Annotated in this window: 12 protein-coding genes; 2 read left to right on the top strand and 10 right to left on the bottom strand. The window is 41.5% G+C overall.

Annotated features, from left to right (window positions below; all coding sequences use genetic code 11):
* Positions 1–20: 20 nt before the first annotated feature.
* The 4 genes from queC to AB4114_RS08765 form a co-directional block, all read right to left on the bottom strand.
* Positions 21–716, bottom strand: coding sequence for a 7-cyano-7-deazaguanine synthase QueC (gene queC / locus AB4114_RS08780; protein WP_441988096.1), 696 nt, complete (start codon positions 714–716; stop codon positions 21–23).
* A gap of 64 nt (positions 717–780) precedes the next feature.
* A complete protein-coding gene (locus tag AB4114_RS08775; RefSeq protein ID WP_441988095.1) occupies positions 781–1,461 on the bottom strand; it encodes a 7-carboxy-7-deazaguanine synthase QueE in 681 nt (226 codons plus the stop codon).
* Positions 1,461–1,934 carry a 6-carboxytetrahydropterin synthase QueD gene (queD, locus tag AB4114_RS08770; protein ID WP_056616183.1) on the bottom strand — a complete coding sequence of 158 codons (474 nt, stop codon included), beginning with the start codon at positions 1,932–1,934 and terminating at the stop codon, positions 1,461–1,463. The genes AB4114_RS08775 and queD overlap by 1 nt, the downstream gene beginning before the upstream one ends.
* A 72-nt stretch (positions 1,935–2,006) precedes the next feature.
* The gene (locus AB4114_RS08765; RefSeq protein WP_056616186.1) at positions 2,007–2,288 is read right to left on the bottom strand and encodes a hypothetical protein; all 282 of its coding nucleotides are present in this window, start codon (positions 2,286–2,288) and stop codon (positions 2,007–2,009) included.
* Positions 2,289–2,500: 212 nt separating this feature from the next.
* Here AB4114_RS08765 and AB4114_RS08760 point away from each other — a divergent pair, with 212 nt between their 5' ends.
* Positions 2,501–3,130 carry a nitroreductase family protein gene (locus AB4114_RS08760; protein ID WP_171634058.1) on the top strand — a complete coding sequence of 210 codons (630 nt, stop codon included), beginning with the start codon at positions 2,501–2,503 and terminating at the stop codon, positions 3,128–3,130.
* A 72-nt stretch (positions 3,131–3,202) separates the two neighbouring features.
* On the opposite strand, the gene AB4114_RS08755 is transcribed toward AB4114_RS08760, so the two are convergent.
* Entirely contained in the window at positions 3,203–4,288 is a 1,086-nt protein-coding gene (locus AB4114_RS08755) for a hypothetical protein (RefSeq protein WP_441988094.1), read from the bottom strand.
* Between the two features lie 154 nt (positions 4,289–4,442).
* Here AB4114_RS08755 and AB4114_RS08750 point away from each other — a divergent pair, with 154 nt between their 5' ends.
* On the top strand, positions 4,443–4,526 hold the full coding sequence (locus AB4114_RS08750) for a YjcZ family sporulation protein (RefSeq protein WP_420794167.1): 84 nt from the start codon (positions 4,443–4,445) through the stop codon (positions 4,524–4,526).
* 60 nt (positions 4,527–4,586) lie between these two features.
* Here AB4114_RS08750 and AB4114_RS08745 read toward each other — a convergent pair whose 3' ends face one another.
* From AB4114_RS08745 to AB4114_RS08725, 5 genes are all read right to left on the bottom strand, one after another.
* Positions 4,587–5,897 (bottom strand): glycosyltransferase, encoded by a 1,311-nt coding sequence (locus tag AB4114_RS08745; protein ID WP_441988093.1) that lies wholly within the window; start codon positions 5,895–5,897, stop codon positions 4,587–4,589.
* 115 nt (positions 5,898–6,012) lie between these two features.
* Positions 6,013–7,866: a hypothetical protein gene (locus tag AB4114_RS08740; protein WP_441988092.1), complete on the bottom strand. Its 1,854-nt coding sequence runs from the start codon at positions 7,864–7,866 to the stop codon at positions 6,013–6,015.
* A 119-nt stretch (positions 7,867–7,985) separates the two neighbouring features.
* Positions 7,986–8,786: a Cof-type HAD-IIB family hydrolase gene (locus AB4114_RS08735; protein ID WP_441988091.1), complete on the bottom strand. Its 801-nt coding sequence runs from the start codon at positions 8,784–8,786 to the stop codon at positions 7,986–7,988.
* 106 nt (positions 8,787–8,892) lie between these two features.
* Entirely contained in the window at positions 8,893–15,516 is a 6,624-nt protein-coding gene (locus tag AB4114_RS08730) for a PKD domain-containing protein (protein WP_441988090.1), read from the bottom strand.
* A 30-nt stretch (positions 15,517–15,546) separates the two neighbouring features.
* Positions 15,547–16,758 carry an S-layer homology domain-containing protein gene (locus AB4114_RS08725; RefSeq protein ID WP_441988089.1) on the bottom strand — a complete coding sequence of 404 codons (1,212 nt, stop codon included), beginning with the start codon at positions 16,756–16,758 and terminating at the stop codon, positions 15,547–15,549.
* Positions 16,759–16,799 lie beyond the last annotated feature (41 nt).

The raw sequence follows: 16,799 nt of genomic DNA, 5'->3' as shown, positions 1-16,799 counted from the left end.
GCCTTTCTCCAACCATACAACTACAGTAAATAAGCGATCGGATCCTTAGAACCCGCTTCTTCGAAACCTTTCAAACGCAAACGACAGCTATCGCATTCACCACAAGCTTCTGCTTTACCATTGTAGCAGGATGTTGTCAGTTCATAAGGAACACCGATTTTCAATCCTTCTTCTATGATCTTCGCTTTTGTCCAGGAAATCAGAGGTGTTTCAATCGTAATTCCCTTGCCTTCGACTCCAACTTTTGTAGCTAGTGCGATAACTTCTTCTACTTTGTGGATGAATTCAGGCCGACAATCCGGATAACCGCTGTAATCTAGCGCATTCACACCGATATAAATAGCCTGAGAGCCTGTTACTTCTGCGTAAGAGGTTGCAATGGAAAGAAATAAAAGATTCCGTCCAGGTACGTAGGTTACTGGGATTTCTTCAACTTCTGCCCCCTCCATCACATTTGGAACATCTATCGAATCATCTGTGAGTGCACTGCCACCGAAATCACGCAGGAAATCCAATTTAATGATTTTGTGACGCGCTGCAACTCCATAATGCTCAGCAACTTGCTTGGCATTTTCGATTTCAATCTTATGACGCTGTCCATAGTCAAAAGAAATCGGAAACAAGTCATACCCCGCTTCCTTCGCTAGTCCCATACATGTCGTACTATCTAAACCGCCGCTGAGAATAATGACGGCTCTTTTTGTGTTTTCACTCATCGTAAGCACCTCTTTCTTATAATTGGAAAATGGCACTGTACACATGGTGTACAATGCCTGCTGGCTAGACGCCTCGCATCGCTGGATCCCAAATAATCTTATGCAACTGCATGTTCAGCTTCACCTTCGATAATCCTTCGGCCAGCATAAGATCTACCAGCTTGCGCGGCGGCATCGTTTCCCACACGGGACTGAACATCGGCAGCGCCTTCGTCGGATACTCTTGAAGTACATTAACTGCTGTTCCGAAATCGAGATCGCTTCCGATGACGAACTTCAACTCATCTTGCTCGCGCAGCAGCTCGAAATTACTGTAAATCATCTGATCCATTTCACCGGAATCCGGCAGCTTGAAGTCCATCACGTAGCGCACCTTCGGTGATGTGACTTGTGAGATGAATGGCGCTAGATCAATCGCACCGTTCGTCTCGATGTGCAGGTCGTCGACCTGCTCCAGTTCGGCGAGCGCCTCGATCAACGCGAGTGATTTGTTGCCGTACAGGAGCGGCTCGCCGCCTGTCAGGCAAATATGCCGGGAGCGGAACGTCTGAACCTTGCTGATAATTTCAGCAATGGTCATGACGTTCTCGGCTTCCGCCGGCGGGTAGCTGTACGTAGTGTCACACCACGAGCAGCGCAGGTTACAACCAAAAAGACGGACGAAGATGGTTGGGAACCCGGCACGGGTTCCCTCCCCTTCAACCGTCTCGAAGATCTCGACCATGGGAATGCGGATATCTCGCATTACAGATCCTCCTCCATCATCGAGCGAGTGATGGCTGCATAGCTAGTCGGCGTTTCCCATAGGCGAATCTCGTCCAAAGAAATGGCTGGGTACAGCTTCTCATCAAGCAATGCTTGGTGAATTTCTTCATAAATCCAAACCACCATATTCTCAGCCGTCGTGTTCATCGGCGGCAATACGTCGTTCAAATAGCGATGATCTAAGCGATCAATCACACGTTCTTTCGTAATTCTTTTGATATCTCCAAAATCAATTGCGATCCCTCGGCTATCCACTTTTCCCCGCATAATCACTTGCAGTTTGTAAGTATGGCCATGTAGACTTTTACATTTTCCCTCATAACAATGCAGATGATGCGCACTGTCAAACGTAAATTCTTTGGAAATCAAAACGGATTTATGGTGATATTTCAATTGGTTCTCTTGGATGTCACGCCCCAACTCTTGCACATTTCTTGGGATTTCATAGCTCATTACTTATCACCTCATATATTCAAAAAAAACAGTACTCTATATTATATCATAAATAGACAGAATGTCACCTTACTAGGATGGCATGGAAGAATTTCGCTCCTTCTTTTGCATCCAATCTAAGTGTCCGCGTATTTCTTGCATGCGTACATTCTCATCACGCAAGTCTGCTTCAATTAAAGCAGTCAACTGCTCAATCTGGCGGGCAACAGAATCCGGAAGTTCCACTTCTTCAAGTGATTTCACAATATAGAGCAAGCATTGCAGGGTTTCGTCCATAAGGCTCTTCTTTTTCCCCGTCAATACGACCTCGCTCAAAAAAACAAGGTGATTCAACTCTTTTTGCGTTAATTTCAAGAGGAACAACCCCTTTCTTTTTCCATTATCCAACATTTTACGACAACGGGAAAGACTCTCTTGACAATCACAACTATAACATTTATGATTACAGTAAATTGTTACAAAGTTGTTTACAGTTCTTCGATCGATTACCAACGACTTACAGGCATGCTTTTCGAAGGTTGAACAACAATATACAGAACTAATTCTTATCCTTGGAGGGATCCGTAATGAGCACACAAGTACAAAATGAAGTTTTGAAAGTAATTGAAGACCGTCATTCCGTTAAACAATACCAAGCTGGCCACACAATCCCTAAAGCAGATCTTGAACAAATTCTAACTTCCGCTTCTTTGGCACCATCTGCTTGGAATCTGCAACATTGGAAACTTCTTGTTATCGATGACCAAGCACAAAAAGAGAAATTGCTTCCAATCGCTTACGGTCAAAAACAAATCGTTGAAAGCTCCGTTGTTATCGCCGTTCTTGGTGATCTTGAAGCTAACAAAAATGCGCAAGCTGTTTTCGGTCCAGCAGTTGCTGGCGGGTTCCTTCCACAAGCAGTGATGGATACGCTAGTTGCACAAATCGAAGGCGCGTACCAATATCCACAAGTTGCTCGCGATGAAGCGATTCGTAACGCCTCTTTGGCAGCAATGAACTTGATGCTTGCAGCGAAAGCACTTGGCTATGACACTTGTCCAATGGGTGGTTATGATGCAGGTAAATTCGTAGAAGCGTTTAACGTTCCTGCTCGTTATGTACCAGTTATGTTGATCAGCGTTGGTTTGGCAGCTACACCAGCACGCGCGGGTGGTCGCCTTCCATTAGATCAAATCACAGTATCTAACTCTTTCTAATAACAGTCAATGTAATAAAAGGCATGCCTCTCATGTTAGGGTGAGAGATCATGCCTTTTTTGCGCGCTTGGATTAGTGGAACTGTTCGGTTTCAAACATAATTTCATCGATCAGCTTGTTCCGATAGAGCATCGATAAATTGAAGGTTTCGTATTCCTTCTCTTTATCTAACTCGTCTAACAACAATGTAGCGATCAACTCTCGATCATCTGAATCACCGGGCTCACGGAAATCAATAAACCCTGTGAGTTGCCGCGAGCTGATATCCACCGTAGCGGTTCCGATCGGTAAGCCACCATAGGATTGTTGATAAATCTCATAAGATAACGTATCCAAATCGTCTCTAACCAAAATGATGGAATAGTCATCTCTCGTCGGTATCCACATTTCATCTTCAAATTGAATGTCATCCACCAGATCCAGCATATCAATATGCGTTAGTTCCACCGTATCTACGGTCTCCCCATTAAAGATCATATGAAACACGAACGAATCTGTTTGTTCTTCATTGAAATCTGCCACCATAAGTTCAGTGACAATATCCATCTCTTCATCAAATGGATCGAATTTCCATGTAATATCCCCGATCACTTCGGATCCATATATATGCAGGATGGCTTCCGCGATTAACTCGGCGTCCTTATCATACACGTGATATTCGACACTGCTCCTGTTTTCATTCACAATAACAAGCTCATATCCCTGTTCTTTCTTCCGTTCTTCGAGCATATCCAACTGTTCCGAAGACATTTCCGATTCCTGATCATCCAAGCTAATATCTTCCCTTAGCCAAGAATAATCTAACCCATCATCATGTAAGAGATCTACACTCGATATATAATCATCTTGATACGTTATCGGCTCAACGGCATGATCCGTCACAATGACGAAATCATAATCACTGTAACTAACCGTAACTTCACACTGAGCGATTCCAAGCGCATCAATCACATCCTGGATATAGGACTGAGCAAAATCATAGACCGCTTGCTTATTCACAATCGTGATGGATTGTTGCTCCAGATGAATCGCGCCTTTAAGACGATCCGATTCCCTGTAGACTAGCGTTAACGTACCGACAAACTCCCCATTGTACATAATATCGCAGACTTCGCCGCCTGCTGTTTTCAGGTCGGGTCTTAGCATAATATCGGCCACGACTTCGTCGCCTCCTCTACAGATCTTGTGTCATTCTTCTGTAGCATGCCCATTATCGACCAAAATATGAGTAATCAGGATATTCGTCTATACACATCTGTCCCCACTTACATATCTTATCTTATAACACTCATCACGAAAGGAGGGAATGTCCATGTCAGCAGTAGGAACTTCGTCAGCTGCAATTCTCGTGCTTTTTATCCTTCTTGTTATCATCACTAGCGCATTCGTTATTTAATCGATGTGCTAAAAGCAAAAAGACGATTACCAGCCCACTGAGGCATGGTGATCGTCTTTCTCATTTGGGGTGTTGATCGACTTGATTAAGCCGTTGCCGCTCTGATTCAATGGCATCTAATTTAGCTGATAATATCTCCGTTGCACCTGGTTTTTCCTTGAGCTTGGAAAAAATCTGCTTCGCCCTCGCAAGCTTCCCCGAACGCATAGCTAACTCGCCAAGCGACGTCGCTGCCTTCCACTCGCCAATGTGATAATCAGCGCTAACACTGCCGCGGTAATTAGGCAGACTGGATAACGACTGCTTAATACTCATTTCCGCTAATCGCAGCAGCTCATCTGCTTGTCGTATACGCACTTGCGCGAGCAAATAATGCGCATCAGGGAAATCAGGTGAATGCGCCAACGCTTTGTGGCAGTAGGCTTCCGCTTCGGCGTAATTTTTGCGTTGCATCATGATTTGTATGAGGAGTCGGTAGATTTCAGGCATCCGGCCGAATAGGGGCGTTTGTAAACCTAAGCGTTCGGCTTCGGTTAAGGCAGTGAAAGCTTGTTCCTCTAGTCCGAGTCCCAGCGATTCACGTCCATAAAATAACCAGTGACCTGGATTCTCAGGTTCTTCTTCGATCATGAGTTTAAGTAAGCGAAGGTTCCGTTCTAGCTTACCTTTATTCTGAAGGATGGCAGGTTCATACCCAGTATGATCCAATCGGATTTTAACTGCTCTGCGATATTTATCTAGTTGATAAACTCCTTTTTCCGTAGCGATTTGCTCATGGATGCGTCCGTAGTAACGAAGTCCTCGTTGTGCTGGGAACATCCGCACTTGAGAGAAGTCATGCTGGATGGTTCCATTTATTCGATTCAAATGCCAAATAATCAGTACTGGTATGATATCTAACTGGTTATAAATGCTAGCAACGTCCCTTATCGCATGGACATCTTCTGGAATGAGGATCTCATCGGCATCAATCCAGATGACCCAATCCGTTCGCACATGCTGAAGACCGATGTTACGCGCTGCGCCAAAGTTATCCTCCCATTCAATTGGGACAACTCTTACCTTTGGAAATTGCAAAGAAATGTTACGTGTATCATCCGTCGATGAATCAATAAGTAGAATTTCATCTACTGCACCATGTAGCGCAACGATACATTTCGCAATGTTCTCTGCTTCATTATGCGATAAAATCGCAGCAGTTACTGTCACCTTGGGGACAACCAATAGATCCCTAATGTCCTGGCGCGGCTCTCCTTGAGGGAGTTGCTGTATTGACTTGTAGATGTTGTTGACCCATTTGGCTTGTGGATCTAGTAACCAAGCGCGGTCAAATACCAGCTTCGCTGCGCCAGCCTGTTTTTGAAGGAGCAACGTTTCCCCTAACATTACCCAGAGTTGAGCGTCAATTGGTGATTGCTTAATGGCTTGGAACAGCTCACACTCTGCTTCTTGGAGCTTGTTAGATTGGATAAGGGAGATGATGTTATTATAATGGGACATTTTCTAGTCTAACGAATGGAATCTTGAATATGCGACTGCCCCTCTCTTCGCTAGAGTCTGGAATAATCGTTAAAACAGTTCCATTTGAATTCACGTTGTCCAGTGTCAAAGTATAAACCCCTGAGTCGTAAAAGCCATACGTCACTCCAGTTACGTTTGTCATAGAAACAAACTCGTTGAAATTATTGGTGAAATATTCCCAATTATAATTATAATCTCCTAATAATGAGTAAAGGTTAATTGACTGAGACATTCCCGAGAGAGTTGGCTTCATAACTTTAACTACAATATCATTTTGAAACCACACTGTTTTATTAACCTCTTCATTAAGTGCAGAGTATAATTTCAATCGGGATTGGGTATTCGCTAAACTTCCAGCAGTAAATTTAATGTATTCCCGCTCGTTTTCTTCATACATGCTTGGTATTACAGCATGATTAATCTCTGATTGAGGTTGTTGAATATCGAATAAATATAAATCATCATCAAACCAATCTTGTATATCGGTATTTACTGTAAAACTACTTTCTCCTGCACTATTTGAAGCATAAAGCTCCATATTTTGCGGAATATTTTCATTAAATCCCTCGTATTCACTATAATGAAGATTAATAGTAGATGATAAAGAAGGTGAAAACTGATTCAAATTATCCTTTGCTTTCAAGTTTGTTACATGGATGTCTCCGTTTAGATTTGGGTAGGCTGCATTAAGCCGAGATCTGACGCTTTCGTATGACAAGATGTTCGTTGGTTGAGTGAAAGTAATTGGGTAGTTGTTTATTGTTTGACTACCACAACCATAACCATTTTTAAAACTTACCTCAGCTGAATATTGAAGATTTTGAAAAGGTGCATCATAGAAAATTTCATTCAAATCAAGTTCTGAATTTGATGATAAGTTAAGTTCATTACCTTCTGTGGCTAAGTGATTAGCAACTGGGTTATTTTTCATAGTTGGTACCTGATTGTCAAGCACCTCAATTGTGAAAGGTTGGGATGCCACTACGCCACCACGACTATCAAGAGCAACTGCCGTGAATGTGCTTTCACCTACCTGAACACTCTCAACAATCCAACTATTAAATTCTGACTTGTAGACAAACCTAGCTGCTGGTGTAGTTTCTGAATTATCAATATTGTCAAACACGATAACGGAAATATCATCTCCATCAATATCTCTAAAAAATGAGCTTAATTCCTGTGTGGATAAATAAAAAAAGGAACCAAGTTCTAAACTACCATTCTGAAACGGATTGTATTGATTTTGGGGATTCAAGGTAGGCGGATTATTTCCTTCCACATTACCTGTGGAGTTTGCTGGCCCAATTCCGCTAAGTAAACCTTCTACTTCATTTGGGGACGAACTATGTATAGCTTTTGTAGCTGCATCACTAATATCAAAATTTCTTTCATTCGTAATCGACGGATCATTAACAACTGTCACATCAAAAGTATCCTGACTAGTGTTATTATTCCATGAAACGGTGAAAGTCGCAGTCCCTTCCCTGTAAGGGTGAATTTTCAATAAACCTTCAGCGCTGTATCCTGGTTCGTTATAAGCAAAAAGATCCCCACTACCATAACTATTCACACTCGTTACTTCGAAATCATTAATATATGCACCATAAATAGCTTTCAAATTACGAACTGGAATTGTCCCATGCAAAGGAACGATTAAATTGCCAATCTCATCAATGAAGTAAGTATCTGGCTTGGGGGCAGGGTCTGCATAGGCAACATTTGAAACATCCATGATAAAGGGGGCACTTATTAAAGCAGCACTAACCATAATCGCGGCAGTTTTCTCTTTCTTAGAATAAGGCTTGCCTGGTTTTTCCAATTAATATCACACCACCATCATCTATTAGTCTTTCTCTCATTCTATCATACGAAATATGCACTAAAAACCCCATAAACGACAAAAAACCTCGAAAAACGAGGTTTCTGACCGATTTCTATTTAGAAACAGTACTTTCGAATGGCTTCATGAACGCCTTCATTATTATTCGAGGATGTCACAGCATCTGCTGCCTCTTTCACATCATTCGGCGAATTCTCTACTGCAATCCCCAAACCAGCAAAACTCATCATTTCCAAATCATTATAGTAATTGCCAATCGCCATAATTTCTTGGGCTTCAATCTCTAAAGTAGCTGCCAAAGCTTTCAATGCGTTCCCCTTATTCGCAGTCGGATTCATCACATCAATGAACAAATCTCCACTGCGAATCATCCTCAAATTACCATATAGCTTCTGATCTTCCCACTCCAGTTGAACACGATCCAACACATCCGGTTGAGCAAAAAGCGTAAATTTAACGATCGGCACGCCAAGCTCTGAAACAGACGTAACAAGTTTAGGATTGATGAGAAATTTCTGATACATCTTCCTCTCATACTCACCGACACGTTCGATATACATATTAAATGCTGTACACACATCGAAGTGAATCCCTTCACGACGAGCATAAGCCAACATACTTTCGATTTCGCTAATTTCAAAAGAAAACTCATTCACCAGCGACTGCCCTCGCTCATCGGCATGAACGGTTACCGCTCCATTATGAGTGATCATCGTTCCTTCCAACCCCAGTTGCTCTAGGATCGGTAACGTACTAGCCGGCGCTCTCCCCGTGCATAGCACAATATGACAGCCTTGATCATGAACCTCTTGTATAGTTTCAATCGTTTGATCCGTTAATTCGTGATTATCGTTAAGCAGTGTGCCATCAACATCCAGTGCGATTAATCGATAGTTCAAGGTATCCTCTCCCTCGCTCTCTTCATATCGACTAATTGTACCATAGGTGCAATTTCAGTTCACGATTTTACAATAAAAACAACGTCTTCTCAAGATCTCTACTTCGTTATTGAACCCGATGAACACCGACCGATTGCTGGGCATTCCCAATGATTTCGATAGGAATATCTTCCTTTCTCACAACACCATTACTGTACCTAATCTGAAAATGAATCGTCTGTGCGCCTCGAGTCAGTCCCTCCGTTAGCGATTGGAATTTCACATCAAATAATTCGCCACTAAACATAGTACCATCATTTAACTGTGGTGTTAGCTTTTCAGAAACATATAAGGTCTGACCATCCAAACCAATCGTGTCAATCCAAGCGATGACTTCGTCAACCGAGGTAGCTGCGCTCTGACTTTTCACAACAAATATTTCACCAGAATAAAATTGTTTAGGATTTACTTGTATTTGGTGCCCTTTCTGATTATGCAAAATCAACCAATTGTCCGTGTAAGTCACAACAGATCTTATCGTTAATGGCATAGCAGTGATCGATTTAACTGCAATCGATGTTAGAAACCCATCCATCGCGGATAGTGTAACTAAGTAATTACCGGGTTCAGTGAACTTTTGCGTGAAATTTGTAGATGTAAAAGACGTAGTAACCCCATCTGGTCCCTGAACGGTCCATAAGTATGAAAGCACATCGCCATCAGGATCAGTTGAAGTATTGGTGCTCCGTACCTCATCTCCCTCCCATACAGGCTTAGGAGTCCAGTCGAAATTGGCAACAGGAGGTTGATTGATATATAACCAAGTTTGTGGTGAGTAATCTGACCAGATAACGCCATCGAACACCCTAACGCGAACTCTTAATTTTTGACCAGCCGGTAGATCGGTGTTTACTGACCAACTGCCGATTAATGAAGAAGAGCCTTGATAATACTGACCTGAATCCAGAATCATTGTATCGTTTGCTTCATTTGTGATTTGAATTTGAAAATACGTAAATGTTGTACCTGGATCCGGGTCTGCTTGATTCCATTTTAGCGTTGGCCGCAAGGTACTGAATCGTGTTGGTGAAGCTTGTGTGCCACCCGGTTCTATCATTGTTGCTGTTGGTTGACGGTTAGTAATTAGCCACCCTATGTTCGACCATACTGACCAAGCAATTCCATCAAAAACCCTTACTTGAACTTGGTACTTTTGACCTTGTGAAAGTACTATTGTTGTTATCCATTCTTGTGTAGTTGCAGATGTTCCTTGTGGTTTGATACCACTGTCAACAACGACATTTCCAGACTCATCTTTTAGCACAACTTGGAAAGCCGCAAAGGTTGTTCCTGCATCCGGATCGGCTTGATTCCAAGTAATTGTAGGTTGACGTGTATTCACATAACTAGGACTTGTTTGTGTTCCTATCGGAAATGTAAGTACGGCTGTCGGTGGTTGATTTGGCAACGGAATCGTAATCTGAATTGTTTGTTCTACCCAATCGGACCATGCACCATATTCGTCAGCGACTGCTGCTCTAACCGTATACGTACCAGTTTCATTAGGCCGTGTGAGCTTTCCGAGCTGAGTTACGCCACTTGGCGTTGTATAGCTGTATCTGTTGTTAAAAATACCTCTCGTGCTCTGATAATTTTTCTCCGTCGCTTCAGTTGAATAGTTTGCCGCGCTTAGCCATCGATCCGGGTCGTAGCCTGTTTCTGTCCATTGAATTGTATGATCTGGATTCTCTGCAATCGTGAATTGTGCTATGGGCCTTCTATGAACCAGAATTGAATGAGTGGCAGGGTCTGACATTTTCTGAAACATGGCAAAGACAGGTGATGGATACTTGAATCCAGCTGGCGCAGGGTCGTCCGGTTCTTGGAATTCAACCTTGAATACCCCTACCTTTGAAATACTAGGACTTGGCGATTGAATAACGACGCCATTATAGCTGTTAGTTCCTATAGGATCGGAAGCACCATCCCCAGCATTTAGGAATTTATAAGGTTCCATATTCGTAAATTTCCACGTTGCTTTATTAGGAATAGCAGGATCGTTCTCTGGATCAAGATAACTAGTGCTATACGTAATTGGCATATTTACAATCGCTTGATTGGCAACTGCTGTATCACCACTTTCGTAAATCATGGCATTGAAACCTTGAAGCTCTACATACGGGGATTCTGAGAAAAGGCCATAAGATCCTGCAACCGCAAATGTATCATCATAAGCATCAATGATTGGAATTCCTGCTGCGTAGATAATAATGTGATTAGCTCTTACTTTGGCTTTGATATCTGTGTACACCCCGAGCTTCGAATTATAAGTTTTGCTCATAATCGTAGATGAAATACCATTAACAATTTTGGTCAACTTGATGAGATTCGGTGTCATTTCTACTCTGTACATGTTTTTGTTATTTTGTACTCTAAAACCGATGCCTGCTGTGACGCTATCACTATACGTATTAAGATTAAATTTGGTTTTAACACTGATATCACCATTATAAAAACTGGCATCATTGTTAGATAGAAAACCGTAACTAGCATTTCCAGTTGAGTTGTTTACATCTGTTTTCACAGATAGTATCCATTCTCGCCTTGACTGATAGCTTCCGTAATCCGATATTCCTTGATACACGACTTTTATTGTGCCATCCTCTGTCAAGTTAATGCTTTTTATACCCTGTGTGTTAGTACCATTTCCTGAATCGGAGAAATTCGTAAAAGCCAATCCTGTTGGTATATCCACTTCTTTCAAACCTGTACTCATATTATAGACCAAAATGTTCGTTTCACCGTTACCTATAATTAATTTTCCGTCTGCGGATATTGTAGCTTTTGGAATAGGACTTCTATATGAGATGTCGCCATCATCTGGCCAATATTGCACTAAATATCCGTATGTTTTCACTCGATCTACTGTCGTAGTTTGATCTGTTCCTAGATCGTAGAACATCAAATCCCAAAAACCATTCTTACCAATAGTGGTGTAATAACCGTTTTCTACCGTCTGTTTGATATAAGCGATACGATTATTAAATACACCTAAGTAGTAAATTAAATTATTATGGGGATCGGAGGCATTCCCACCACCTATTAGGTCTAGCAAAACTGCACCCGTATTTGCATTTAAAACTATTCTTACGGCACCGTATTTAATAACAATCTTAGACTCATTATCGGAGAAGTAATCTATGCTGATACCTGTCCGATTATATGCCCAAGAAGCTGGGGAAGGCGAATATTCCCACATTACAGATCCACCGCTGTTATATTTAACTAGGCTACACGAATGAGCGTAATTGTCATAATAGCCCCAGTAACACTTATTCTTGTAGATGTTACCACTTGAATCCTTATTGAAAGTCGAACTAAACTGAGTGGTTCCACGCTGAATAACATAACCGTCCCAATCATAACCCCAATTCACCGAGTCCATCAGTACCCCCTCTGTAACTTTAGGGTTTGGACCAGTAAACATTGCTGGATATGTAGTTGGTTCTGGTGGTGGACAAGTAAGAGAATCAGACCACGCAGATCCACATGTTAATGTTTTGGTACCCGTATATGCGGGAGTTACCAACTGGTTGTTAGGGTTTTTAGTAAAATTCAAGATGTCAGTAATTCTGGTCATAAGCTCATTATAAGTACTATTTTGCCAATAGGAGTTATAACCTCCTTGTCTTTGAAAAATCATATCAGAATTAAATTCCATCTTGTTTGAATAATTTAATTTTGGTATTACTTCCTCTCCCCAACCGCCATTGTTTGAAAAATTCGGTCCGTTAGCGAACGTCGATCCATAAGCAATTGAAGGATTGTCTTCATTATAAAAGTAATTGGCATCGCTAGCATTCTGGCCTGATCTCCAGAGATGCTTAGCAAATCTGTTTTCTTTGCTAAAACTAGCATAATAACCCTCTAATTTACCTGTATTACCACAATCGCCACAATAACTTTTTTCCGTCGAAAACCATTTTGTTACCACATTGGAGCTAGTAATTGATTTGTACGGCTCGTAATTCGTTACATTCCTCGTACTAACAGAGTTTTCGCCTGCATTATAATTATATAGTTTTGGTGCTGAAACACTTGTTGAAGAAGAGGCAGTCCAATTTGCCGAATTAACGATTGTATTGGCCGTTGGTGTAACAGTCGTTATGTTGGCGGGTTCAGGTTGAACACCAAAAGCTGAGAAATCAACTTCGGGCATTTGGTTGACCACTTCAAATGAAAAATCCTTTTCCGTTGATTTCTTCAGACCGAGTCCTTCTTTTAGATGAATATGAACATTACATTTCTTCACTACTTGAGTAGGTGTATAGGTAAAGTTTCCATTTGCATCAGGTGTAATAGTAATGACTGTATCATCTGCCAATGATCCATTATTATTTTTGTCGCAAGCTAAAGTAACTGTATGCTCCGATATTGGGTCACTGTCTGGGCTAAAGGACTTGTCTTGAAAAGACATGGAAACATTTCGTACCCCGATATCATTGTAATCTAGTTGTGCGACAGGTGGTAAGTCTTCTAAGGCGTTCAAAGTAGAATGCACTGTATTAAGGGACCGCAGTCCCGCGCTATCTGTTACGTCCAGTTGAATGTCGTAATCACCGAAAGATGGATATATTGGCAGCTTAGTTCCGTGCCAGTCACAATTTGATATTGTCCTAGATTTATACGGACTGTAGCTATTGGTACAGCTAATATCTGGTGTATACGATCTGCCTTCAACTACCTTTGAGGGTAAAGTAATGATAGGGACTGGGTTTGGAGGCACAACACTCATGGTTGCCGAAGTTTGTGACTGATTACCGCATTTATCCGTTGCTGTTACCTTGATACTATGCGTTCCTAGTACATTAGCTAGAAAATTTATAGTCCAACCGTCAGGCTCGTGATCCCATAAACCATAATCGGTTTTAAGCTGTCTAACCCATGCACTAGAGCTACCATCGAAATCCCAAGTTAAAAAATATGGATCTCCGTCAGGGTCATAAGGCTCATCGTGATCGCCCGGAAAGATAGCTGGTTTTTGAATGACTCGCAGCCAAACACGTTCATCTACAGCGAACAAATTCTCGGGAGTAATACTTCCACCGTCATAGGCATGGAACCAACCAACATGTACGACTGGTGGATTATTAGAGCCTACACAAGATGCTGGCGAAACAACTTGAAATGTTTTTGGCCCAGCACTGGCTTCTCCACCACATGTGGACGTGACTTTAAGTGAGACACTGACAGTCCCAATTGTCATCCAGCCTGGGTCTGGCGGTAGTCCACCAACATTGAACGAAAAAGCACTGGAATTAGAATAAACCTTTGAGTTTCCATTTTGTGAGACCGTATAAGCAACCTGTTGAATTCCACAACCGTTGCCACCAGTAATAGAAATGCCTTCGGCTATAATACCGTTGTAACTCCCGAATTCAATTGAGGGTTTTTCGATTTTAAAATTGGCTGTAATTACTTCTGTTGAGGGTGATATGGAGCAGGTAGTTTGGGGAGTGATTGTTATGGTTTTGGTGTTGTCGGAGGTGTTCGATTCACCTGTCATAGGGTCAATGAGAATAGAGATTCCATAGGGGGAAGTTCCTGAGAAGGATTTGGTGAAGGTACCCGTCTTTTTCTCGCCTGCGTTGATACCTGTGTAGTTAAAAGTCTGGAACGCTGTTCCATCGATTAAGACTTTTACGTTGAAGGAAGTTGAAACATCGGTTCCACCTGTATTTGTAAAGGAGAAATGGAAGTTTGTTGATTTGTTTGTCTCAATACATTGTCCATCTTCATCTAAAACAATATTGCCCAAGTTAGGTGGGCCTGTTGCAGTTTGATAAGTGATTTTAATGTGGTCTGGGTAAGTGTAGGTTTTGGATTTGAGATTAACTTTGAAAGCGGTGTAGTAAACCATTACTTTTGCGCCGGGAAGTCCGAGTTGCTTATCATAGTCCGATTCATAGTTTAAATCTTGAGTATAAAATACTTCGTATCTGTCTGAAGTAATACCTTTTGTTTCAATATAATGTGTTTTAGCTGCAACAGTTACACCGTCATCAACACCTGCTGGTCCAGAAACACTTGCGTCTGTAAAGATTTGTGCTGTTGCAGTTATATCAGATGCATTGACCACTGATGAAGGTATAGGAGTTCCACTAACTGTCGTGTAACCTACTTGCCTATTCGCTGTTAGAGATAAACCTGCCCCCACGCAATTTGGACTTTTAGGCATCATAGATCCATTAACATTTTCAGTGTAGTCTCGCCCTGAGTGATCTGAACAGCCAAGTGCACCATCTTGATACCAGTCCAGGGTTTTACCTGAAGTGCCAGGAGCATAGCGATACCAAGCGAAATATCCTTGTGCTGAATCATTGCCGATGGACTCGACAACGACAGGGTCTCCTGTTAAATTTATCCCTACTGTACCCCAACTAGATAAACCTACAGCAGAATCAATTTTCATAACAGGTTGTGTGTCCCCGTTCATATAAAAACCAATTTCCTTGATTACTTTTCCGACAGGTGCAGTTACAGAAAAAGGGTTTGTAGTTGTACTTTTTGCATCACTATATATAGCCTGATAGCCAGCTTGAGAATTTCCAGTGTATGTCATATTTCTTGTTTCATTAGCAGCAGAAGCGTTTGCAAATGGCCAACTAAATTCCAGATAATTAAGAGGTATAATTTGCATTGCGATTATTATAATTAGACAAATACTAATATGCTTTATTTTAGCCGGCAACAGAGATCGCCTCCGTTTCTAGTGAGCGTCTTATTTTTTGGGAATTAAACTGTAAAATATTTTTTTGTTGTAGTTAGGTGTTGGTGGTATTGCAGGGGCGCTAATTGATATACCTGCATAGGAACTCAGAACACTCTTATTTTTAGAGATAATGATTGCGGGCACGTCCCCTAATTTATTAATAAACAAATGTGTAGGAGTATTTAGTTCTCCATCTATCATCGCTTGAGGATCACCATTTTCAAAACCATATAACCCAAATTTGGGGAGCGTAGATGTGTTTTTATATATAGTAGTATCATTGTTGTAATCTACATGCCCCTTAAAATAAAGAACATAGCTATTCATGTATCCATCTTTTACAAACTTACTAGTCTTAACAGTCATGCCGTTATGCCATTTGAGCTCACTTATATCTCCTAAAAGCCCTAAATTGGGATCGTTCGGATCTTCTAAATCTATAGCAACGATTTGATCCATCGTTCCCTTATACAATCCATCACCGGTTTCAAGAGTAAGATTTTCCGGATTCCATTTTTCAATCTGTTCCCCTCCGAAAATATGTGGCATTACCGTAAATATATTAGTATGTTTCAATTCTAGTTCAGCATTCCCAACGGCATACTTATCAATTTCTAACGTACCTCCTTGATTCACTTTGAGAATACGCTCAATTATTGTTACTGATTGAGCTCGTGTAGTCGAGCTCTTTGGCTCTAATGCCCCTTTTGCCATGCCTTGAATAAGTCCTGTTTTGGCTGCGTTATACATGACTGAATCATTATCTATTTGAATTGCTTTGTTCTGTAACGTCACGTCTATTGCACGTAATGAAATACGAGACATCTCTAAGCGAGAAATCGGATCATTGACGTTATCTATCGAGAAATCCGATTCTCTCAGAATACCTTTGTTTATAGCGGCAGCAATGTAGGGAGAAGACCAATCCGACCCTGATGAAACGCTTTTCACAGGCTCCTTTATCGCCGTTATGACCATTTTCACAAACTCAGCACGGGAAACATTATTTTCAGGCTTAAATGTGGAGTCTTCATATCCGTCGACATACCCTTTTTTCACAGCGCCTTCTATGGCAGACATAGCCCAGTGGTCAGAAACGTCTTTTAGTTTTATCGCAGTGACTGCACTCGGAGTTGGTAATGGTGAATCAGCGGCTGAGGTCGAGGATTGACAAGCCGTGAATAATAATACAGTTGAAAGTAGAATAAAAGATTTTTTCAAATAGATCTCCCCCTGTTTGAATATACCCAATTATTGGTAGT

This window comes from Paenibacillus sp. 2RAB27, assembly GCF_052115445.1.
Taxonomy (GTDB): domain Bacteria; phylum Bacillota; class Bacilli; order Paenibacillales; family NBRC-103111; genus Paenibacillus_E.
This window is presented reverse-complemented; position numbering and strand designations above follow the sequence as displayed.

Excerpts from the sequence above, each read along its gene's own strand:
- queC (WP_441988096.1), bottom strand. The coding sequence starts at position 716 with ATGAGTGAAAACACAAAAAGAGCCGTCATTATTCTCAGCGGCGGTTTA.
- AB4114_RS08775 (WP_441988095.1), bottom strand. The coding sequence starts at position 1,461 with ATGCGAGATATCCGCATTCCCATGGTCGAGATCTTCGAGACGGTTGAA.
- queD (WP_056616183.1), bottom strand. The coding sequence starts at position 1,934 with ATGAGCTATGAAATCCCAAGAAATGTGCAAGAGTTGGGGCGTGACATC.
- AB4114_RS08760 (WP_171634058.1), top strand. The coding sequence starts at position 2,501 with ATGAGCACACAAGTACAAAATGAAGTTTTGAAAGTAATTGAAGACCGT.
- AB4114_RS08750 (WP_420794167.1), top strand. The coding sequence starts at position 4,443 with ATGTCAGCAGTAGGAACTTCGTCAGCTGCAATTCTCGTGCTTTTTATC.